This is a genomic window from Arthrobacter sp. zg.Y820, assembly GCF_030125555.1.
GTDB lineage: Bacteria > Actinomycetota > Actinomycetes > Actinomycetales > Micrococcaceae > Arthrobacter_B.
Map to the genome: position 1 here is coordinate 93059 of NZ_JASKLX010000010.1, position 20882 is coordinate 113940.

The window sequence follows — 20882 nt, forward strand, 5'->3', positions numbered from 1 at the left end:
ATATCCAGCGGCGCGTCAGGAGGGAACGACGCCGGTCAGCTGCAGAATGGGGAACACCAGAGCGGGGGAACTCGTCATGAGGTTCACGAGCAGATGAGCGATGGTGACCGGCAGCAGGCGTCGTTGGGCGCGGACGATGAGCGCCGAACCGAGCCCCCAGACGGTAAATGCGGAGACGTACACGATCATCGCGTCGGTGGTCGGCGCGAAGAACGCATGCTGCGCTCCGAAAGCCAGGGCACAGACCAACATCGCCGGCCACGGCGACCATGCCGCCGACAGCCGGGACTGGGCATAACCGCGGTAGACAGCCTCCTCGGCAGGCGCATTCAGTGGCGCAAACGTTGCAACCGCCAGAGCGCCGAGGGCCAGCGCCCACAGGGGCGATGCAATCGTAGCGGCGTCAGGATCGTAGAACACGGTCTCGAAGGCCTCGAACATCCCAGGTCCGTGCAGCAACCACATCGTTCCCATAACGGCGAGCACGAACGGCACGAAGAGGACGGCAATCCACAGCAGCCCCCACGCCGCGTCTCGCGGCACCGACCGGCGCGGTGCGAAGAGCGACCGCAGGGTCCGACCCTCACTCTGGAGCAGACGGGACACCAGCAGCAACGAGACGATGTTCACCGGAAGGAGGCTGAGTGACGCCAGCATCGGCGTGGGCGGGAACGACGCCGTACCCTCGACGGCGCGCACAAGGAGCCACACGGTGACCGTTGCCACCGCGACCAGCCCGAGGCGGAGCAGCAGAAGAGCACCTGCCCGCCGACCTGCCCGCACGGCGTCGAAGTCCGGCCCGGCGGCGTCCGCCCCGGCATCTTCCAAGACCTCGGGAGGTTCCATGACGACAGGGTAGCAATCCGCCTTGCCCTGCGTACCCTGAGGTTATGGAAGCCGAAGTCCGGAATCTGAGGCTCCGCACGGGCATCACGGTGCCGTGCCTCGTCCAAGGCGAGACCGGAGCCCGGCCGGTGCTGCTGCTGCACGCCTGGGGCGAATCGCGCCGGAGTTTCGACCGTCTTGTCCCCCGGCTGACCGGCTTCAGGGTTTATGCCCCCGACCTCCGCGGGCAGGGCGATGCGGAGAAACCGGTGGACGGCTATTCTCTGGCAGAGCAGGCCGAGGACGCCGCAGCGATTCTGCAGGCCCTCCGGGTGCCGCGGGCGTTCGTCGTCGGCTCCTCCAGCGGCGGTTACGTGGCCCAGCAGCTGGCCGCAGATCACCCCGGCCGGGTGGCGGCGCTGGTGCTGGTGGGCTCGCCCTTGACCCTCAGGGGCCGGCCCGCGTTCGCCGACGACGTCGACGGCCTGTCGGATCCCGTCCCTGAGGACTGGGTGCGCAATTCGCTGTCCTGGTTTCCCCTGCGGCACGAGGTTCCCGCCGAGTTTCTTGAGGACCGGGTGCGCGACGGCGTCAGAATGCCCGCGCACGCATGGAAGTCCATCCTGAACGGCTTGTGCACGGCCGCGCCGCCGACCGAGACCGGGACTATTTCCGCCCCCACGCTGATCCTGTGGGGCGGCGAGGACGACTTGCTCCCACGCAGGGACCAGGAACATCTGGCGGCTCGCACAGCGGGCCTGTTGAAGGTTTACCCCGATGTGGCGCACCTGGTCTTGTGGGAGGTCCCGGATCAGGTCGCAGCGGACACGACAGCGTTCCTTGATTCTCTGAACTGAGGCGGCAGGGAGGACCCCACGCGATGGCAGGCACCGCCGGCAGCCCCGCAGGCCGCGGACGACTGCTGCTCGTGGCCGTCCTGGCCACCTTCATCGCCTTCCTGGACGGCTCCATCGTCACCGTCGCCCTGCCCGCAATCAGTGCCGAGCTCGGTGGCGGCCTGCCCACCCAGCAGTGGGCGGTGAACGCCTACCTGCTCACCCTCGGCGCGCTGATTCTGCTCGCCGGCTCGCTCTCGGATTCCTACGGCCGGCTGCGGATCCTGCGCCTCGGCCTGATCGGTTTCGGCGCGGCATCGGTGGCCTGCGCGCTGGCCTGGAGCCCGGGCATCCTCATCCTGGCCCGGGCGCTGCAGGGGATGGCCGCGGCGCTGCTGGTGCCGGGCTCGCTGGCACTGATTACGACGGCGTATCAGGAGCCCGAGCGGTCCCGCGCCATTGGCCGGTGGACGGCCTGGACCGGGACGGCTGTGATCGTCGGTCCTCTGGCGGGCGGAGTGTTGGTGGACTGGGTCAGCTGGCGGCTGATTTTCGCGGTCAACGTGCTGCCGGTCGCGGCCACCCTTCTCCTCATGGCCGGGCTGCCGGAAAACGCCGTCCGGCGGCGCACCGCCCTGGACGTTCCCGGCGCGCTGCTGGCCGTTGCCGGGCTCGCCGGTCCGGTCTATGCGCTGATTGAACAGGAGCGGCTCGGCTGGGCGCATCCCGCCGTCGTCGTCCCCTTGGCCGCTGGCGTGTTCGCGCTGGGACTCTTTGTCCTGCGCGAAGCCCGCACACCGGTGCCGATGATGCCGCTGTCCCTGTTCCGCGCCCGGAACTTCCGGTACGGGAACCTGGTGACCGCTGCCGCCTATGCCGCCATTTCGCTGGGCTCGTTCGCCGTGACCGTCTTCATCCAGGAGGCCGGCGGCTACTCAGCGATCGAGGCGGGCTTCGCCTCCCTCCCCGTGCCGGTGGCCATGCTGCTGCTCTCCACGCAGTTCGGCAAACTCGCCGGCCGTTACGGCCCGCGGCTGTTCATGACGGTGGGGCCGCTCCTGTGCGGCGCCGGTTTCCTGCTGATGCTGACGGTGAGTCCGCCGCTGGATTTCCCCACCCAGCTGCTGCCCGGGCTGCTGCTCTTCAGCCTCGGGCTGTCGGTCATGGTGGCCCCGCTGACCTCTGCGGTCCTCGGGGCGCTCCGCGAAGAGGAGGCCGGCATCGGCTCGGCGGTCAACAATGCCGTTGCGCGGGTTGCCGGGCTGGTGGCCATTGCGCTGGCCGGAACCATTTCCGGCGGCGCCCTGGATTACCCGGGTTTCCAGCGGACCGCCTTGGCGACGGCGGCGCTGCTTGTCGCGGCCGGCCTGATCGCCGCCGTCGGGATCCGGACGCCCCAGATTCCGGCTGAAGATTAGCCGACCGCACATGTTCCCAGCCTTCGTGACTGGTGTGACTGTTGCGACCCCACCCGCCCCAGCAGTGAACAAACAGTGGGAACCTGTGCGCGGCGAGGGCGGAACGGACCAAACCAGGCCCTGGAGCTACTCCCCCCTGAGCCAGCTCCCGGGTCCAGCGTGCCGGCGGCGGGGTCAGCGGCTCGCTGCCCGGTTCCCGGAAGGCCTACAGTATGTATTCGCCGAAGCGCCTCCATGCCAGCGGCGCCTCCGACTGGGCATCGCCAACGAGACCGCCGTTGGCATACAGCAGCATGTGCAGATCGGTGTGGTCGAAGTCCCGGACCGCACCGTTGATCGCCAGGATGACTTCGGTCTTGGACTCGGCATAGTCATTCATATCGTCCCACTGCTTCTCGAGCAGAGTTCTCTTGGTTCTCTCGTAGAGGACACGGTCCTCTACGTTGCGACGCAAATGATCGCGAAGAAGTAGATACTCGCCGATTGCAGGATCATCCCGTTCGTATACAGGAACGTGAACATCACGTTCCTGTGTACGTACTAACCGGTGCCGTGGTTCTCGGACCCGCAGTTCGTACCTGGCTGCCAGAAGCGGGTCGAGGTAGTCCTCCTCGGCCGTGATGTCGTCCACTGCGACCACGATGTCGATGATTGGCTTGGCTGCCAATCCCGGGACAGAGGTGGAACCGATATGTTCGATCTCGAAGTACTCACCTCCCAAAGCATCACTAATCCGTCGTCGATGATCGAAATAAGTGTCTGCCCATTTGTCGTCGTGGCTGCAGAGCCCCAGCTCATACTTCTCAGGACCACCGACGAGCTCGACTGATGTGCCGTCTGGACGGCGCGGCTTCCGGCTCTTTTCACATTTGCATCTTCGCAGAGTAGCCCAAGGCCGGCGGCTTGGGTTCCTAAACAGGACCTTCTTCAACGGGCACCTCTCGCCGGCCTGAGCCGGACAATAGTGCACGAAAGGATTCTCAATGAGGAAGTTCCCCGGGAATCCGTGTGGGCGTCAATACTTCGAAAATGGTTGAACAGCTCCGGCTGGGATGTGACTGCTTGAGGTCTGGCACTCGACCCGGAAAGCACCCGGACCTCCCAAAGCTCCTGGAATCGAATATTCGCTAGGCGCGGCAGCGGATTCTTGAAACCGGCATCATGGAAATGCCGACTGTCGGCCCAAAAACCTCAACGTGTGAACTGGTGTGCAGTGTATGAAAAAGTCCGTGGTGTTCAAGGACAGTATGACGTCATGAATTCGGAACAGTGTGACAAGGATGGCCCATAATGACAGACTCTCGGCTAGCCGTTCGCGGAAAATGCGGAAATCTGAGCGGTTGCCTCGATGAACACCAGGAGTACAAACATGCCACCTACACCGAGCGATGCAACGCTTGAAGAAATCACCAAACTGATTAATTTTGAAACAGTCAGCCGCGACAGCAATCTCCCGCTTATCGACTACGTGGGTGAACGCCTCAATGCTCTAGGCATCGAATCAAAGCTCATCCACGATGCAACCGGGCAGAAGGCAAATCTGCTGGCAACCATTCCCGCAGGCGATGGCACGCGGACCGGCGGCATTTTGCTCTCCGGGCACACCGATGTTGTTCCGGTTGACGGACAGGACTGGAGCTCCGATCCGTTCACCCCTCAGATACGCGACGGCAAGCTTTATGCCCGGGGCGCCTGTGACATGAAATCCTTTATTGGCGTGGTGATGGCCAAACTCGACTCAATGGTCGCGGCCAAACTCAGTGAACCCATCCATCTGGCCTTCTCCTACGATGAGGAAGTTGGCTGCATTGGAGCGGTTGACTTGGTAGCGGCTATCACCGCCGATGGCCTGAAGCCGCGCGGCGCCATCGTGGGCGAGCCCACATCCATGCGCGTGGTGCGGGGGCACAAATCGGTCAACGTCATCAAGGTAGATTTTCACGGTATTGCAGCACATTCCTCACTGACCACTCTTGGAGTCAATGCGATTTCCGCGGCCGCAGACTTTGCGGCATTTGTTGATGCCAAGGCCAAGGAATTCGCCAGTGCCGGCGCCTCCGATGAAGCCTTCATCGTCCCCTACACCACCACCACCGTAAACCAAATTCAGGGCGGTATCGCGGTAAACACTATCCCAGCATTATGCACACTACACTTTGAATTCCGCTCCATCGGCGCCGATGACCCGGTAGCGCTCATTGAAATCTTCCGTGCCGAAGCACTACGCATTGAAGGGATCATGAAGGCCCAGAGCCCCGAAGCACGCGTCCAATTCGCAGTGCTGGCCCAGACTCCCGGGCTAAATACCCCCGCCGAGGCCTCGATAGTCTCCTTGGCGGCCGAACTCGGTGGAACGCCAAGCCCGGATAAGGCAACCTACGGCACCGAGGCGGGATTGTTCTTCAACGCGGGCATTCCCACGGTTGTATGCGGCCCCGGTGACATTGCCCAGGCGCATGCACCTGATGAATTTATCACCCTGGAACAGATCGCCGTGTGCGAATCATTCATCGACAACCTGGTGGAAGCACTCACCGCCTAGTCTGCCAACCCTTACGCCCACCAGGAGCACCTCATGAGCGCACCACCGACGATAACCCCGAAGCAACTTCAAGACGCTAAGAAGGCGGTGATTAGTAGTTCGATTGGTGCCGCCCTTGAGTGGTTCGACATCATCGTCTACGCAACCTTCGCAACCGTCATTGCTAAGAACTTCTACCCGGATTCGGACCCGGTATTCGCACTGATCCTAACCTTTGCCACTTTTGCGATTTCCTACCTCATCCGCCCACTGGGCGGCATGGTGCTGGGTAGTTACGCGGACCGCAAGGGACGCAAGAATGCCCTAACACTGACCCTTATGCTGATGATGGTCGGCACGCTGATCATGGCGCTGGCACCCACCTACGCAATGGTTGGCATGTGGGGCGGGGTCATTATCCTGCTCTCACGCCTCATCCAGGGCTTCTCCGCGGGTGGCGAATTTGGCACTGCAACTGCATTTCTGATTGAGACGGCACCACATAAGAAAGCGTTTTATTCCTCCTGGCAGGTGGCAAGCCAAGGCGCCGCAATGGTGATGGCCTCAGGCTTTGGCTTCGCGCTGACCGAAGGGCTCTCCGAAGAGGCGCTGAATAGCTGGGGCTGGCGTGTGCCGTTCTTCGTCGGCCTGCTCATTGGCCCGGTGGGACTCTACATACGCGCCAGGCTCTCGGAAACCGAGGATTTCATTCAAAGCGAAAAGGTATCCTCTCCGGTCAAGACATTGATCGTGAATCATTATGGGCGCCTTCTTGCCGGTTCGGCTGTCATTGGTGTTGCAACAATCTCCGTTTACATGATTCTCTACATGCCGACGTTTGCCGTGACGAACTTGGAGATCCCCGCAACCGCGGCATTCCTTGGCGGCATGGTCGCCGGTCTTGTCACCCTCGTGGGCGTGCCGTTTGTTGGTCATCTAGCGGACCGTGTCGGGCCCGCAAAGGTGATGACCTTTGCGGCAATCGGCGCCCTGCTCCTTGCTTGGCCACTGTTCCAACTCTTGGTCACCACGCCAACGGTTCCAACACTTGTGCTCGTCATCGGCTTACTTGGCGTGATTATGGCGTTCTACTTTGGACCGCTTCCTGCTTTGCTCTCCTCGCTGTTCCCGGCAGCGATTCGAGGAACCGGGCTGGCAATCACCTATAACGTTGGGGTGACGCTGCTGGGTGGTATTGCGCCGCTGGTGCTGACCTGGCTGTTGAATATCACCGGGTCGCTGAGCGCACCGGGTTTGTACTATATGGCCATCTCCGTGATTTCTCTGGTGGGACTGTTCTTCGTGCGGACGCGTTACAACCAGCCCTAAGGACTGAGCGTCAACGATTGGTTCACTTCCAATCCCAAGAAGGCCCCATTTCTCTGTCAATTTGCAGCGAAGTGGGGCCTTTGCCGTTGTGGGGTCACATGGCTCATGTCATCGTGTTCTGCCTGCGGGGCCTTTGTCCTGCTGCTCGGACCCGCCAGGGCATGCAGGTCGCGTTCACCGCCGCACAGGTCGATGACAAGACCTACCTGAACGCCGCCCCCGCCATCAGCAACTAGGCTGCAGCACCACAGCACCACTCCGGCCTGCGCACCGCGCATGTCGACCTTGATCTGGCCGACCCTGACGGCACGGCGGCCGTGCTGGCCGGCGTCGACCACGGCGGCCGTGCTGGCCGGCGTCGAAAAGGTCCTGCTCATCTCCATGAGCGAGCCCGGACGGCGGCTTCGACAGCACGCCAACGCCATCAACGCCGCGAAGACCGCCGGTGTGCGGCATTTGATCTACACCTCGGCCATCGAAGCGCCGACCACGATCCTGCGCAACGGCTGGTACACCGACAACCACCGGCAGGAATTCGAGAGCGCGCGACAGAACGGCGTCATCGCCAACAGCGTCGGAGCCGGCCGGATTGCCACCGCACCGCGCCGGGACTTCGCCGAAGCCGCCGCCGTGGTGCTCAGCACGCCCGGCCATGAGGCCAAGGCCTACGAACTCTCCGGCGATGCCGCCTGGGACTACACGGACTTCGCCACACCTGCACAGGAGGCGCTCGGCACCCCGGTCCGATACCAAGCCCTGACGCCGGAACAGGAGCGCGAGCAGCTGCTCGCCTTCGGCTTGGATGAGGGAACCGCAGGATTCCTGGGGATGCTCAACGCCAACCTGCGCGACGGCGCCATGGCATCAACCCCGGGCGAGCTGTCCAAACTGATTGGCCGTCCGACCGAACCGCTGCTCGAGACTCTGCGCTCGTGGGTTTGACCGTTCAGTTGCGGCAACGGACGTAAGCCGGAGCGCAACACTGGGCGCCATCGGCCTCGACTGTAACGGCGGCGCGCGTCGATCGGCGCGCGCCGCCTTTTCCTTTCCGAAAAACTTTATAGGTGACTCTATAGACACGTGACAAAACCGACACCTACGGTAGTCGCATGATCGACGACGACGAACTGGTCTTCAAAGCACTGGCCGACTCCACGAGACGGCTGCTGCTGGATCGGCTGTTTGTCCGCGACGGGCAGAGCCTCGCGGAACTGATGCGCGACATCGACCTCACCAGGTTCGGCGTGATGCGACATCTCGGTGTACTGGAGCAGGCCGGACTCATCACGACTCAAAAATCCGGGCGGTGGAAGCTGCACTACCTGAACCCCGTGCCCATCCGCCTCATCCACGATCGCTGGATCGACAAGTACACGGCCGGGCGCGTGGGGGCGCTGACCGAGCTGGAAGAGGCATTGGAGGATCAACCATGAATGACGACGCTCCTGTTGTGCCGGCATTGCGCGACGAAGATCTGGCCGCATCACGCCGCCACGGTACGACCCAGATATACAGAATCGAGATCGCAGCCTCCCCCGAGCGCATTTGGGAGGCCATCACCGATCCCGATTGGACAGCACGCTATGGCTACGGCGGACGTGCTGTGGCCGAGGCACGGGTGGGAGGCCGCTACTTTGTCGAAAAGCCGCCGCACCTTCGCGTTGTTGCCGGAGACGGCACGGTTCCCGCGCCCGACATCATCATCGAGGGTGTCGTCACCGCCTACGATCCGCCCTCATTGCTGGCGACGAAAATGCGCTTCCTGATTGATCCGGACTCCGCCGATGAGCCTCCCACCGAGGTGCGATATGAGATCGAACGCCTGTTGGATGGCCGCTCCCGCTTGACCGTAACGCACGATCTCCTCGGAGCTCCGCACATGGCCGCAGTGGTGAGCGGACGCTTCGAACCCCTGGGTGCGGGCGGAGGCCATCCGTACATGCTGCGCGATTTGAAGAGTCTTCTCGAGACCGGGCGGACCCTGCGGGAGGATCCCGGACGGGGAAGCAGCGATGAAACCTGAACAGCGTCCCGCACTGAACGGTGTCCCCGCGGCGCCGGCCGATCCACACCGATGGAAGGCCCTCGGCGTTTTGGCGGCCATGCAGTTCCTGCTTGTCCTCGACCTCACCGTTGTGAACATCGCCCTTCCCCGCATCGGCACTGACCTCGACCTCGGCCCGGCACATCTGGTCTGGGTCGTGGACGCTTACGCACTGACCGCAGGAGGTCTGCTGCTCCTGGGCGGACGGATCGCCGATCTCGTCGGCCGGCGGCGAATGTTCTTCACAGGGGTCATCGTCTTCGCCGCGGGCTCCATGGTCGCCGGTCTCGCGCCGGCGGGATGGGTCCTCGTCACCGGCCGGGTGATCCAGGGGATGGGAGATGCGATCGCCGCACCCGCAGCACTCGCACTCATCGTCGTGCTCTTCCCGGAGACAACGGAACGCGCAAAAGCATTCGGCATCTGGGGCGTACTCGCCGGGATCGGCGGCGTGACCGGAACCGTCATCTCGGGGGTGCTCACCGACGTGTTGAACTGGCGTTACGTGTTCCTCCTCGCCGTCCCGGTTGCCCTCCTGGTGGTTCTGCTCGGACCCCGCCTGTTGAGCGAGAGCCGGATGACGCAGGCCACGCGGCCGGAGTTCTCCGGCGTGCTCGCGGGAACCATCGGGCTTGCCGCCGTCATTTATGCATTGCTGAAGGCATCCGAGGACGGCTGGGCGACGCCGGAGGTCGCGGTCCCGCTCGCCGTCGGCGCACTGCTGCTTGTGCTGATGTTCCTCGTCGAGGCCCGCAGCCGCCGCCCGCTGATCCCGCTGGCCTTCTTCGCCCACCGGACCCGGCTCACTGCCAACGCCGTGACACTGGTAAACGCGGCCGCCTTCGGATCCTTCCTGTTCATCCTGAGCCTGTATCTGCAGGGCACTCTTCACTACACACCGCTGACCGCCGGGCTCGCTTACCTGCCGATCGGTATCGCAATCGGTGCGGGTCTCGCCTTCGGCTCGGTTCTGATTCCCCGCCTGGGCCTGCGGACGATCCTGACTGCAGGCTGCGCCGTCACCGCCGTCGGCCTGGGACTGACCGCTGTGCTCCTGGCGCCGGACGCCAGCTACTGGTCGCAGGTTGTCCCCAGCATGGCTGTCGTCGGTCTCGGCCAAGGCATCCTTATGCCCACGATGACGACGGCGGCGCTGTCCGGCGTCAGCGAGCAGGACGCGGGACTCGGGTCGGGGATCCAAGCCACGATGACGCACGCCGGTGCGGCACTCGGCCTCGCGATATTCGTGAGTATCGCCGTACAGTACGCGTCCGACGTCGGAGCGGCCGGAACATCCCCTGGCGAGGCCGAACTTGCAGGCTTCGGTTGTGCCCTGGTTATCGCTTCCCTCAGCATGGCCTTAGCGGGCGTCGGCGCCACTGCCCTGGTCGAGAAGTCCGCGGCGCAACCCATATCAGCCGAAGGGCCGTGAAATGTCATGAGTTCGAGGAAAGTAGTCGTGTGCGAGTTGCTGTCTCTCGACGGTGTCGCCGAAAATCCCCCTTCTTTCTTCACAGAATGGGACGACGCAGTGGATGCCGCCAACGCCGATTGGATCGCCGCTCAAGACGCTGTCATTCTGGGCCGGCGCAGCTACGACGAATGGGTTGGGTTCTGGCCGGATAGCGAGATTGAGCCTTTCGCGTCATTCATCAACTCAGTCCCAAAGTACGTGGCGACATCCACGCCGCTCGGCTCCGAGTGGGCCAAAGCGAGTGCGATCGACGGAGGGCTGGTCGACTTCGTGCGAGATCTGAAAGATCGCCCCGGCGGCGAAATCGGCGTCCACGCCAGCATCTCGGTGGCGCAGGCACTGTTGACCGCAGGCGTGGCCGACGAGCTCAGGTTGGTGATCGCGCCTGCGATCGCCGGCACGGGCCGAGCTCCTTGACGGGTTGCCGCCGATCCGCCTCGCTCCGCTCCGCAACGTGATCTCACCGAACGGCTACCTAATTCTCGCCTACCGCATCATCGGGTAAGCCCCGCCCAGCCACCTCCCCGGCTGTTCAGGTTTCAGCTCGCCCATGGATCATCCTTTGGAGTGATCCGAATCAGCCGCGCGCTGACCGAACGTTCCGGCGGTCACACGCTGATAGGACTCGGTGATGATGTCTTCAAGCACCCCAAGGTCAATTTTGCTCAGGTCCTTCAGGTAAAGACAGCCCTCCCCCGTCGTGTGCTCCCCGAGCCGGGCCAGCTGCTCGGTGTGGGCGCCGACGCCGTCGGGCAGGTAGACAGTGGTCGCGGCCTTGCGCGGCGAGAATCCCGCTGCACCGGCGTCGCCCTCCCGCCCGCTGGCGTACTTGTAGTGGTAGCTGCCGAAACCAACGATGCTCGGACCCCACATGGCGGGTTGCTCACCGGTGATCCGGCTCATCAGCTCGACGAGCGTGTGGGCGTCGCGCCGCCGCACGGGCGACGCGACCCCGTTTAGGAAGTCGTTAACGCTGCCTGTGGTCGGTTCCATGATGCGCCTCCTCGTTGGGTTGTTTACAGCTCATCCCTGCAGCCCCGGTCAGGCGTCGTCGTAGCCCAGATGACTGGAGAGGTCGCGGTGCGCCGCAGCCTGGCCTTGGAGATCCTTCGCCCGGGTTTCAAAGACGCCGACGGCGTCCGCGCCGGCCGGGAACCGCAGCGGCGGTACGTCCAGCTCGGCCAGGCGGAGGAGTGCGGCGGCGAGTTTGTCCGGGTTCCCGCCCTGCCGCCCGTTCATGCTGCGCCACGCGGCCACGGTCTGTTTGGTGCGCTCGGCGTAGTCCTCGATGGTGGACGCCGCGTAGTGCGTGGATTCCGGGGTGAGCAATTCTGTGCGGAAGAACCCCGGCTCCACGAGCATGGTGCGGATGCCGAACGGGGCCACCTCGGGGGCCAGCGACTCGGCCCACCCCTCCACAGCGAACTTCGACGCCGCATAGGCGGTCTGGAACTCCCCGCCGGCGATTCCCGCGGTCGAGGAAATGATGACAACCAGGCCCGAGCGTTGGGCCCGCATGACCGGCAGCGCGGCACGCGTCACGTGTACCGGGCCGAAGAACGTGGTTTCAATCTGGGCCCGGAAGTCCTCCGGCGTCATCTCCTCGAAGAAACCTGCATTGAAGTTCCCGGCGTTGTTCACCAGGACGTCGATTCGGCCGAACCGTTCAACGGCGGCTTGAACGGCCGTCCCGGCTTCCTCGGGGTCAGCTACGTCAAGCCTCACTGCCAACAGGTCCTCACCGCTGCCCACCGCTTGGACCACCTTCTCCGGGTTGCGGCCCGTGGCGACCACTGCGTGTCCGGCGGCCAGCGCTGCCCGGGCGATGCTGGTCCCCATGCCGCGGCTGGCGCCGGTAATGAACCAGACCTTCTGTTCGGACTCTTGCTCACCCATGGGATCATCCTGCCGTCGCTGATGGCCGGCCGCGGAATTGGCCTTTGGTTTAGAGTTTCAACCGTCCGCCCCTGCTCCGCCAGAGACCACCTGAACCTGCGTCCCGCGGCACACCCGACCGAACCGCCGGAGACATTCAGCCGCCGAGGCGCCTAGAGCGGAACAACGTCGGCGTAGACAAGCCTCGGGACGACGGCATCTTGCCCTGGAATTTCCGAATCGGCGTTAAGCAGCTCATGCTCTTCGACAAGGAGCCGCCACGAAGATTCCACCATGCCGGGCCGGCGCAACGGCGGGGAACCCGCATCCGTTTCCGGCGTCACCGCGTTGCCGGGCAGCAGGATCGACCCCGACCAGGTCGCCCGGTAGCCGCCGGACTCCTCCAGATATACCGCAGCCAGAGTTACCGACCCGCGGCTTTCCCATTCAAGGTCTCCGGATCCTTGGGGAAGACTCTGCACCGTGGCGTGAACGGTCCTGCTTTGCTGCAGGCGGGCCGCCCGGAGGGCGGCGTCGCCGGTCGGGCTGTCGGCACTTAGCTGCTCCCCGGCAAGGGTGGAGGTGGACTCCGGATCCCACCGCAACCAATTCACGATCCCGGTAAGCGTCACGTGCGCATGCCTGCGATCCGGTCGGCTCACGGTGAGCGTTCGGGCTGGCAGCGGCTGCACCCAGCCGGTCAACGCAACGGGTGAGAGGGTGCGGCCTTCAATGGCGTGCGGCTGGTACCGGGCCAGAGCAAGCTGAACAAACGGCCAGAGCGCCGGTGTCTCCTGAAATGCGATATCAACGAACCAGCGTTTGGACGCATGGTCATATTCCGGCCGGTATCCCAGCACCCGTACGGCCGGGTGCTTCCGAACGTCCATCAGGGGCACGGAGTCGGCAACGGCGACGGGATGGCCGGGGCCGTCAGGCCAGCCGCGGTCACGTCCCCCGGGAACTCGGCCACCCAGCGGGGGCCGGAGGTCGCTTTTCTCGGCCTCGGCTTCGACGACGTCGAGAACCAACTGCTCGAAGGTGAGAAGCGGCGGAACGGTCGGATCCTTTACGGTGCCGCCATGCTGGATGATGGGATCCGCAGCCCAGAGGCTCGTGGCCCCATCAGGCGCCTGATCCTCCTTGAGGACTTGTGTCCACGAACCGTCCTTCCGCACCCATTCGTGCGGATCGAATACGAGCACCCCGAGCAACTCTCCGTCACCGGAGGAGAACCATGGGCGTGCCAGCCAGACACGCACCCCTGATTGCCGCACCTTCCGCCATGCCATGGGCTGGCCCGGCTCCGCCTGTTCCTGCCAGCGCAGCAGCGGCACTGTTTCCAGCACTACCGGGGCGGCGGGGCGGGCGGAGGAGGGAATGTCCAGCACCACGGCTTCGCCCACGACCGGATCCGAAGGCAGCTCTGACGGTTCAAAGAACTCTGCGAAGCGGGACACCCCGCTCGGCAGGTAGGTCACCCGGCGGTAGTGGGTGTCCGGGAACGTCTGCAGCATCTTGTGGAACCCGACACTCTCGATCGCTCGGAAAAGCGGACCGGATGGCAGGAAGTCGTACAGGAACAGCACCCCGGTCCGTTCCTTCTCTCCGGCCTGGGAGCGGACCACGACGTCGGACTTCGTTACCTCCTGCGGTCCGTCGGCAGCCACGTCATCGACCATTTCGGTCCAGCCGGCGCGGATGACCAGCGTGTCCGTACTGGACCCGTGCACGTCAACCAGCCCGCTGAACGCGGCAACTGCCCGTCCCGGTGGACGCAGGAGCACGCTCAGGTCACGCAGCGCCGGCGGCCGTACGGGGGCCGGGACGGCATGTACGAGGCGGATCCCTGTCGACGGGGTGAGCCACCAGGTCCAGCCCGATGCTGCTGCACGTGCCAAAGCCACGGAAGCCACGAGTTCGTCAGGGGTGTAGCCGTCAGCGGGATCTACGACGCTGGCCAAGTGAGAACGCCACAACCCAAATTGCTCCAGGTCTCCTTCACCGAGCGTGCTTGAAACGGCGACCCGGACCTGTTCGCCCGGCGGCAGCGTCACCCGGACCTCGTGTCCCTCCACCTGCGCACCCAGCACCTCACCCGGCTGCACGACAAGCCGCAGCGGCCGCAGGGATGGCCATTCTCCCGGGTACGGTACGGTGACGGACTGCAGAACGCGAGGTTCCGGCATCAGGTGGGGCGAGCCCGCCTCGTAGAACACCAGCGACACACCGGTGGCATGCGGGTCCGGCAGATACGGCAGGCGCAAAGCGTCCGTGTCGTGCACAACGTACTGCCCCTCTCCGATGGGGATGCCCCGGTCGGCAGTGATGTCCGCGAGAGTCGCACGCTGCGCCGACGCCGTATCCGCACCCGGACGGTCCACCAGGGTGATTCCCGATTGTTCCTCCTCCAACCGCGGATCCTGGGTGCTGGGCACAAACTGGTCCAGCAGAGTCCCGCGTTCCGCCAGCGCCACCGCGTAGAGGCGCCGGATCGCTGCGGCATCACCGGTGCCGATCGCAGCGTCAAAGCGGCCGGCGGCCTCGGCTTCGAGCTGTGTTGCCTTGGGCGGCGCGATGTGCCGCTCGGCCGAGGACTGGGCATCGGGGCCGGATGCCCCCGGGGTACCGCTGCGCACGACCAGGTGGCCCGTTTGTTCTCCCGTGCCAAGTTTGCGGCGCGGGACGAGGACCGGCGCGGGGACAGGTTCCCAGCGCAGGTATGGTCGCGGGGTGGTGACGGTGTACCGCGTGGGAAGGCGCAGGTGTTCGGGCAGCACGAGGTCGTCATGGCGGGCGAGCTTCGCGAATTCCGCAGGGTCAATCCGCAATTGCGGACGGACCCGGGGTATGTCGCGCGATTCAGCGAGGATGCGAGCGGCAGACGCCGCGGCCTCGAACTGGCGTTGGACGGTGGACGCACCGGTCTCCTCACCGGTGGCGGCCGAGACCAGGTCCTGCAGCCTCGAGTCGATTCGGGGGTTTCCGGACAGCAACTCAGTGGCCAGCGGGAAAATGCTGGACGGCTGCTCGAGGGTGCGCAGATAGTCAACGGTTGCGTTACGGCGCACAGCTGCCAGGCTGGTCCGGTCGCGCTTGGCATAGCTCTCCCGCAACCGGTCCAGATGTGTGCGCGCCTGCCTGACCGCGGCCTCTTCGGGTACCGGCTGCTCGGAACGGCTCCCAGCCGGAATCTGGGGAACGGAATTGCCCGCAAGGTCAACTGCGAGAACGCGGAAGCTGTAAGAAGTCCCGTACCGCAATCTTGGCAGTGATTTCGGCTCTGTCCGTGCCGTGATCTGCGCGCCGTCCAGCGGCGGGTCCGGCGGGGTGTCGACCACGACTTCGGTGGCCCCGCCGGGGCCTGGAGGTTCCACGTGGACGATGGTCAGTCCGGGCCGTGGAGCGGACAGGCTCCAGCCGTCCCAGCCGGCCAGAACTTCGTGCAGATAGTACCCGTTTGATGTGTCACCGGGCGCCCGGTTGAGCGCCGAGAGCTGGAGGAAACCGACGTCGGGCGTGTCATCGAGGATGCGCACGCCGGCGGGTTCGCCGGTCACGGTTACCCGGCGCCGGTGCAGGCTGTGCCACTGGCCGGACCTGTCATCCCACACCTCGAGCCGGATCCCGCGCACCAGGTCATCCAGCAGCAGTTCCCTGGTACCGTCGTCGGCGGCCAGCTCCTCGGCTACCCGCACGCGTTCACGCAGGGCGGCGGCCCGGTCGCGTTGGGCCAGGGCGAAGCCCGTGGCACGCAGGGTTCCGGGAGCCGACGTGGCAGGATCACCGTTCGCCTCGCTCACGTACTGGCGTGCGAGGTTGCGTGCATGCTGGTCGAGTTTGAGCCCGGAGGCGTCGGGGTCAGTATCGAGGACAACCCATTCGTCATCTCCCAGCGGCAGCGCCCCGCCAACCCAGGCATCGCTGGATCTTGCCGCGAACACGGCACCGTCCACGGTGACTGCCGTACGCCGTGGTGGGAGCACGTCAAGGTCGGGAACCTGGGAAGCGACGCTCACGCTTACCCACGTCGCCCCGGCCAGCGCTGCCCTGGCCGCTGTTGCGTCGAGGCCGTCCAGAACGACGTCAACCGCGAGGCCGAGCCGGCGTAACAGTGCCGGCGTGGATCCGAAGGATGCGGCCCTGGCGTGGAAATCCCGCTCGGGGAGCTCAGGCCGTGGCGTCGGCGGCGCCCCGGGGTCGGGCACGGCGCGGGGTTGCTGTTGCGGTTGTTCGGGTCGTTCGTAGTATCGGCGCATCGCGTGCGCATCAACAATCAGCCGGAGCTGCGGGTCGCCTGAGAGATCCTGCCCGACGAGCGCGTCCAGCTGCGCGGTGACCCGCAGGTCGGCGTCGGGGTCGTCCAGCAGGATCTGGACCGGCGAGAATTGTTCCTCAATTGTTGACTTGTAATCCGGCGGTGGGGGCACCTCGCCTTCTCGCCACTGCCGTGGGTCGAGTTCGTCCGGTTCGGTCAGCGGGCCAATGGTGGTGAGTGCATCCGCCAACTGCCGCCCCGCGCCTAGCATGCGGTACCGGGCTCGGGCGGGGGCCTCGGCGAGCAGCCGGCTCAGCGGACCGCCCTGGTCCAGGTTGGCGAGGGTCTCCAGCAGTCCGAGGGAAATCGGGTCACCGGCCACGCCGGGGCGGAGCGTCGGCGACGCACTGATGGCGGCAAGATGCAGGTCTACCGCGTGGTCGCTCGTGCGGCTCGCGGGGTTGCTGCGCCAGGGTTCGCCGGACAGCGATGGTACCGGGAAGGCAGCGACCGGGGTCTCCGGCGGCAGCACGGCGGACCAAGCAGCGGCGTCGGGGGTGGAGACGATCCGCAGCGGCAGGCTGACGTCCGGGTCAAGTGAGGTATTGAGGGATAAGGTGCATCCGGCGAGGGATCCGACCCAGTCTGCCGCTGCGGGAAAGTCGGACAGTGCTGTGCCCCCGCCGGTGAGTTTGTGGGTAAAGAAAACAGTGAGCTGAAACGGCACGTCGTCGGCCAGAGAATGCGGCAGCGCGGTCGCCAGGACGGTGGTGGGCATTGGCTCTCCTCAAGTGGGCCGGTGCAAGCGGTTAGGCCGGTGCGAATGCGTCGCAGTATCGTGCCCAGTCGGCATTCATGCCGTCTTCATCGGGCGGCATGATCTGGTACATCGTCGGGTCCCCTTTCGAGCCCGCCAGTTTGCGTTCCACCGTGATCTCCACGGAAGCCGAAAAGAACAACACCTCGACCTCGACCACCAGTGAGGCCCTGCCGATCAGCTTGCCGGTCTCGTAGTGGTAGGTGAGTGAGAGCTCCAGCGTGATGGATGCACTGACGAGGCCGAGCACCTCCACCTCGCCCCGGATGCGGAAGTACGCGGCCAACATGCCGTTGTCAGCCTCCAGCCGGAGGTAGACGCCAACTGCGATGGAAACCGACCCCGATGCCACGCCGAGGTCCACCGAAAGGGACGCTGCAGCCTCCAGGCCCAACTCCAACAGCACCAGGCCTTTGGGTGAGGCGCGCAGCGCCAGCCATCCGCCGCCGCCAATGGCCATGACAGTGAGTCGGAACGGGGCGTCCTTGGTGCAGAAATAGAACCCCACCGTCAGTGCATCCCCGAGGAACGGGACACGGGCATCGGCGCCCAGCGAGATGTTCTCCAAGCTGAATACACCGATGGCTACGTTCGGCAGCGTGAGGTCGAATCCGGCCGTCACCCCTGCCGGTGCGACATCCACGTAGGGCGGGTCCGAGAACCCATCAAACGGGATGAGCTCGCGCAGCCGGTCCATAAAGGACAACGGCCCGAGGAAGCTGATGCCGCCAAAAACAATGTCGACTTCCGTCTTGCCGTCCGAGCCCGCGTGGAACCCAAGACGCCGAAACATTAGCTTCATCAGCCCTGTGGGTCCGTCACCGATCAGGTTGAGGTCGAAGTCAACGATTTCTGCGGCGATGTCCACCCCCGGCGGCCCACTCGCCGAGGACCGGACCTCAACATCGATGCGCAATGCGTGTTGTTCGTTTTTGGGCTTGAAGACGTTGGGCACCCCCGACGAGCCGGGCGTTCGCCAGGCTTGAATGGCCGGTTCCCAGTGAAGCCGTGTGGTGATCTGCCCCCCGGCCAGGCCCTGCAGCAACTGTGCGAGTCCTTCAGCATCCCGGGCCATGCCTGTGAGAGTTTCCAGCGTGCGGGCCGGCTTCTCCAGCGCCGTGCGGACTGCCACGGGAATGCCGGGCACGTTGACATCGGTGAGGAAAGTCTGCAGGTGCGCGGCAACTGCACTGGCACCTTCTCTCACGGCGACAGCGTTGTCCGCCCCCGGGGTTTCGAGCAGCCCGGCAACGGCTCCGATGAGCTCGTCGAGGTCATTTTTCAGTGATCCGGCCCTTGCCTCCAATTGTTCCTTGGCATGCTCTGCGACGGCCTGCGCACCGCTGTGGGCGGCTTGGGCCACCTCGTCTGCAAGGCGTGCCTGCGCCCCGTCGAGTGCTTTTCGAAGGCGTTGGGCTTCGGTGAGCAGCTTGGTGACGGCATCGATTGCGTCGGATACAAAGGCCGGGGTCTCATCGAAACCCGCCGTCTTGAGCAGGTCGAGCAAGCTGAACAGACCGAACAGCTTGGGCGCCGCCCCTGACAGGAAAGACTTGGGGTCAAAGGTGCCGGAGTCGAACGCGGAGGGGACGTCGCCGCTCTCGCCAACGGCTCCAAACGCACGTGAGATGCCTTTCACCAAGACATTGGGTGCAACGAATCCCCCGGACCGGTCCGATCCGCTGCTGAAATCTATTGCGGCCGGTTTGTCCTTGAGCCTGAGGATGAGTTCGCCGGCATTGGGCGTACCGGGCACCGGTTTTCCGTCGAGCTCCCGGGGTGGTAGTCCGTGATCGAGGTACGGTTTAGCGAACTCAACGTCGACGGCGGGCGCCTGCGGCGCCAGGTGCCGCATTGATGGGAGGATGGCTCTCGCCTCGGTGAGGAACGGCCTGCTGGTCACATTGTCGACGTCGATCTCCCCGTCGAAGATCAGGTGCACGACCTCAACGGAAGTATCTCCGGCCTTGACCGGTTTTGCTGCGGCGAGGCCTTGCCCGCGCCCCTGGATCCGTCTCACCTGGAAATATGTCGACGACGCCTTTTCGGGATTTGTCAGGAAAACCTGGCCCTCGTCCATGCCCGCTCGCACAAAAACCAGCGGCGCGGCCCAGGACGACACCATTCCTCCACGGTCCGCGGTGTTGAGCGTAAAGGCGAACGGAACTCCGCCGCGTGTGGGTATGAACGGTTCTTGGTCCCCGGACGGCGGATCCAGGTCAGGCGTGACAAGCGGACTGATGGTGACGAGTCCGAACGGATTGTCCCGGTCCGCCTCGGGATAGGACCGGGTTGGCTGGCGCACCATGATGAACCAGCGCGTCCATAGGTAGGCCACTGGGTTATCGCGGTGTTTGACCTCACGCTCGGTAACTTCCACCAGCACGCACCGGTGGCCGAAGGGGAACAGGAATCCCGGATACACCACCCGCACATATCCGTCCCGGCCCATATAAGCCTGATGGCGGTAGTCGACGATGGTTGCCGGGAACTCCCAGGACTGTTTCCAGTCGAACCACGCGCCCAGACTTGACAGTGACAGATGGCTGACCTGCAGCGGAGTCCGGGCATTGGCGGGCTCGCCGCCGTTGGTTTGGGCAACCAGGGCATCACGATCCTCCCGCGACAGCGGCTGCCTGAAACCCGGGGGCGGAGCGTCTTCGTCGCGGTTCCATAAGGCGCGAACAATGTGCTGTTCAGCGTTATCGGTTGTCCCAGCGTCCGGCCGCACCGAAAGGTGGGTACGCCAGATTTCTGCTGAACCCGGCGGGCCCTGCGGAAGACTGGGGTGTCGGAAAGTCCCGCGCTCGCTCGGCGACACAATGAGGTGGTAGGGGGCTTCGATGGCCGTCTCCAGCTCTGCCGGCGGCCGTAGTCCGCCGTCGCCGGCCTGTCCGGCAGGCGTTGCGTTGGGTGAAACGCGCAGGTGCAGTCCATGCAGCGCTTCGAGCAGCTGAGCAAGCGTGAAGGGGATGCGTGTGCCCTCGGGGACAGCATAAACAAGCCTTGAAGGGCCAGCCGCGATATGGCGGGAGGGAAACGTGGGCTTCTCGGGCGGATCCGGATGCACCGGCCAAGCTTCCTCACCCAAATGCTGGGGCGGGAAAGTCAAGACAAGGGAGGCATCGGGACCGGCCACCAGTTCGCTGCCGGCTTCAGTTGGTTCGAGAGTGCAGTCCAACGCCTCCAACCGCAGGTTGATGAGGTCCTCTGTCCGCAAAAGGCGGGCGTCCACCCTTGCCTGTTCGTCTCGTGAGTCATCGTCAGGCTGGCCCATGCGGCACCGTCCTCGGAAAGTTCCCCAACTGCCTCCCCGCCATTCGAGAAGGTAAGAATTGAGGATCCTCAGCACCCTAAACCGAGTCAATAGCCGGGGGCTGCATGGTGTTTCAACTGCCAAGCTTTCTTCCCGGGAGTGGTCATCCTCGGCAGATGAACGGCGGGCTTTCCGTCGGAGCGGAGATGAGCCGCCGGGACACTCCTTC

At 64.7% G+C, this 20882-nt stretch carries 16 protein-coding genes; 10 read left to right on the forward strand and 6 right to left on the reverse strand.

Annotated features, from left to right (window positions below; genetic code table 11):
• Window positions 1–15: 15 nt before the first annotated feature.
• Window positions 16–846 (reverse strand): CPBP family intramembrane glutamic endopeptidase, encoded by an 831-nt coding sequence (locus QNN99_RS12430; RefSeq protein WP_229966776.1) that lies wholly within the window; start codon window positions 844–846, stop codon window positions 16–18.
• A gap of 44 nt (window positions 847–890) precedes the next feature.
• Here QNN99_RS12430 and QNN99_RS12435 point away from each other — a divergent pair, with 44 nt between their 5' ends.
• Entirely contained in the window at window positions 891–1682 is a 792-nt protein-coding gene (locus tag QNN99_RS12435; protein WP_229966777.1) for an alpha/beta fold hydrolase, read from the forward strand.
• Between the two features lie 23 nt (window positions 1683–1705).
• On the forward strand, window positions 1706–3079 hold the full coding sequence (locus QNN99_RS12440) for an MFS transporter (protein ID WP_229966778.1): 1374 nt from the start codon (window positions 1706–1708) through the stop codon (window positions 3077–3079).
• A 205-nt stretch (window positions 3080–3284) separates the two neighbouring features.
• On the opposite strand, the gene QNN99_RS12445 is transcribed toward QNN99_RS12440, so the two are convergent.
• Window positions 3285–4010, reverse strand: a complete 726-nt coding sequence (locus QNN99_RS12445; RefSeq protein WP_229966779.1) for a GrpB family protein — start codon at window positions 4008–4010, stop codon at window positions 3285–3287.
• A 438-nt stretch (window positions 4011–4448) separates the two neighbouring features.
• Between QNN99_RS12445 and argE the strand changes: the two genes are divergently transcribed.
• From argE to QNN99_RS12485, 8 genes are all read left to right on the forward strand, one after another.
• Window positions 4449–5621 carry an acetylornithine deacetylase gene (gene argE / locus QNN99_RS12450; protein ID WP_229966780.1) on the forward strand — a complete coding sequence of 391 codons (1173 nt, stop codon included), beginning with the start codon at window positions 4449–4451 and terminating at the stop codon, window positions 5619–5621.
• A 33-nt stretch (window positions 5622–5654) separates the two neighbouring features.
• The gene (locus tag QNN99_RS12455; protein ID WP_229966781.1) at window positions 5655–6929 is read left to right on the forward strand and encodes an MFS transporter; all 1275 of its coding nucleotides are present in this window, start codon (window positions 5655–5657) and stop codon (window positions 6927–6929) included.
• Between the two features lie 98 nt (window positions 6930–7027).
• Window positions 7028–7165, forward strand: coding sequence for a hypothetical protein (locus QNN99_RS12460; protein WP_229966782.1), 138 nt, complete (start codon window positions 7028–7030; stop codon window positions 7163–7165).
• 40 nt (window positions 7166–7205) lie between these two features.
• Window positions 7206–7871 carry a Rossmann-fold NAD(P)-binding domain-containing protein gene (locus QNN99_RS12465; protein WP_229966783.1) on the forward strand — a complete coding sequence of 222 codons (666 nt, stop codon included), beginning with the start codon at window positions 7206–7208 and terminating at the stop codon, window positions 7869–7871.
• Window positions 7872–8038: 167 nt separating this feature from the next.
• Window positions 8039–8362 (forward strand): ArsR/SmtB family transcription factor, encoded by a 324-nt coding sequence (locus tag QNN99_RS12470; RefSeq protein WP_229966784.1) that lies wholly within the window; start codon window positions 8039–8041, stop codon window positions 8360–8362.
• Window positions 8359–8952 (forward strand): SRPBCC domain-containing protein, encoded by a 594-nt coding sequence (locus QNN99_RS12475; RefSeq protein WP_229966785.1) that lies wholly within the window; start codon window positions 8359–8361, stop codon window positions 8950–8952. The genes QNN99_RS12470 and QNN99_RS12475 overlap by 4 nt, the downstream gene beginning before the upstream one ends.
• The gene (locus QNN99_RS12480; protein ID WP_229966786.1) at window positions 8942–10405 is read left to right on the forward strand and encodes an MFS transporter; all 1464 of its coding nucleotides are present in this window, start codon (window positions 8942–8944) and stop codon (window positions 10403–10405) included. The genes QNN99_RS12475 and QNN99_RS12480 overlap by 11 nt, the downstream gene beginning before the upstream one ends.
• A gap of 27 nt (window positions 10406–10432) precedes the next feature.
• The gene (locus QNN99_RS12485; protein WP_229966787.1) at window positions 10433–10864 is read left to right on the forward strand and encodes a dihydrofolate reductase family protein; all 432 of its coding nucleotides are present in this window, start codon (window positions 10433–10435) and stop codon (window positions 10862–10864) included.
• A gap of 138 nt (window positions 10865–11002) precedes the next feature.
• On the opposite strand, the gene QNN99_RS12490 is transcribed toward QNN99_RS12485, so the two are convergent.
• From QNN99_RS12490 to QNN99_RS12505, 4 genes are all read right to left on the reverse strand, one after another.
• On the reverse strand, window positions 11003–11440 hold the full coding sequence (locus QNN99_RS12490; RefSeq protein ID WP_229966788.1) for a DUF1801 domain-containing protein: 438 nt from the start codon (window positions 11438–11440) through the stop codon (window positions 11003–11005).
• 48 nt (window positions 11441–11488) lie between these two features.
• On the reverse strand, window positions 11489–12343 hold the full coding sequence (locus QNN99_RS12495) for an SDR family oxidoreductase (protein ID WP_229966789.1): 855 nt from the start codon (window positions 12341–12343) through the stop codon (window positions 11489–11491).
• 152 nt (window positions 12344–12495) lie between these two features.
• Window positions 12496–17358, reverse strand: coding sequence for a hypothetical protein (locus QNN99_RS12500; RefSeq protein WP_229966790.1), 4863 nt, complete (start codon window positions 17356–17358; stop codon window positions 12496–12498).
• 31 nt (window positions 17359–17389) lie between these two features.
• Window positions 17390–20674, reverse strand: coding sequence for a hypothetical protein (locus QNN99_RS12505; protein ID WP_229966791.1), 3285 nt, complete (start codon window positions 20672–20674; stop codon window positions 17390–17392).
• Between the last annotated feature and the right edge of the window lie 208 nt (window positions 20675–20882).

What these genes read in the sequence shown, in the direction of transcription:
- QNN99_RS12430 (WP_229966776.1), bottom strand. Translation starts at nt 846, where the DNA reads ATGGAACCTCCCGAGGTCTTGGAAGATGCCGGGGCGGACGCCGCCGGG.
- QNN99_RS12435 (WP_229966777.1), top strand. Translation starts at nt 891, where the DNA reads ATGGAAGCCGAAGTCCGGAATCTGAGGCTCCGCACGGGCATCACGGTG.
- QNN99_RS12440 (WP_229966778.1), top strand. Translation starts at nt 1,706, where the DNA reads ATGGCAGGCACCGCCGGCAGCCCCGCAGGCCGCGGACGACTGCTGCTC.
- argE (WP_229966780.1), top strand. Translation starts at nt 4,449, where the DNA reads ATGCCACCTACACCGAGCGATGCAACGCTTGAAGAAATCACCAAACTG.
- QNN99_RS12455 (WP_229966781.1), top strand. Translation starts at nt 5,655, where the DNA reads ATGAGCGCACCACCGACGATAACCCCGAAGCAACTTCAAGACGCTAAG.
- QNN99_RS12460 (WP_229966782.1), top strand. Translation starts at nt 7,028, where the DNA reads ATGGCTCATGTCATCGTGTTCTGCCTGCGGGGCCTTTGTCCTGCTGCT.
- QNN99_RS12465 (WP_229966783.1), top strand. Translation starts at nt 7,206, where the DNA reads ATGTCGACCTTGATCTGGCCGACCCTGACGGCACGGCGGCCGTGCTGG.
- QNN99_RS12470 (WP_229966784.1), top strand. Translation starts at nt 8,039, where the DNA reads ATGATCGACGACGACGAACTGGTCTTCAAAGCACTGGCCGACTCCACG.
- QNN99_RS12475 (WP_229966785.1), top strand. Translation starts at nt 8,359, where the DNA reads ATGAATGACGACGCTCCTGTTGTGCCGGCATTGCGCGACGAAGATCTG.
- QNN99_RS12480 (WP_229966786.1), top strand. Translation starts at nt 8,942, where the DNA reads ATGAAACCTGAACAGCGTCCCGCACTGAACGGTGTCCCCGCGGCGCCG.
- QNN99_RS12490 (WP_229966788.1), bottom strand. Translation starts at nt 11,440, where the DNA reads ATGGAACCGACCACAGGCAGCGTTAACGACTTCCTAAACGGGGTCGCG.
- QNN99_RS12495 (WP_229966789.1), bottom strand. Translation starts at nt 12,343, where the DNA reads ATGGGTGAGCAAGAGTCCGAACAGAAGGTCTGGTTCATTACCGGCGCC.
- QNN99_RS12500 (WP_229966790.1), bottom strand. Translation starts at nt 17,358, where the DNA reads ATGCCCACCACCGTCCTGGCGACCGCGCTGCCGCATTCTCTGGCCGAC.
- QNN99_RS12505 (WP_229966791.1), bottom strand. Translation starts at nt 20,674, where the DNA reads ATGGGCCAGCCTGACGATGACTCACGAGACGAACAGGCAAGGGTGGAC.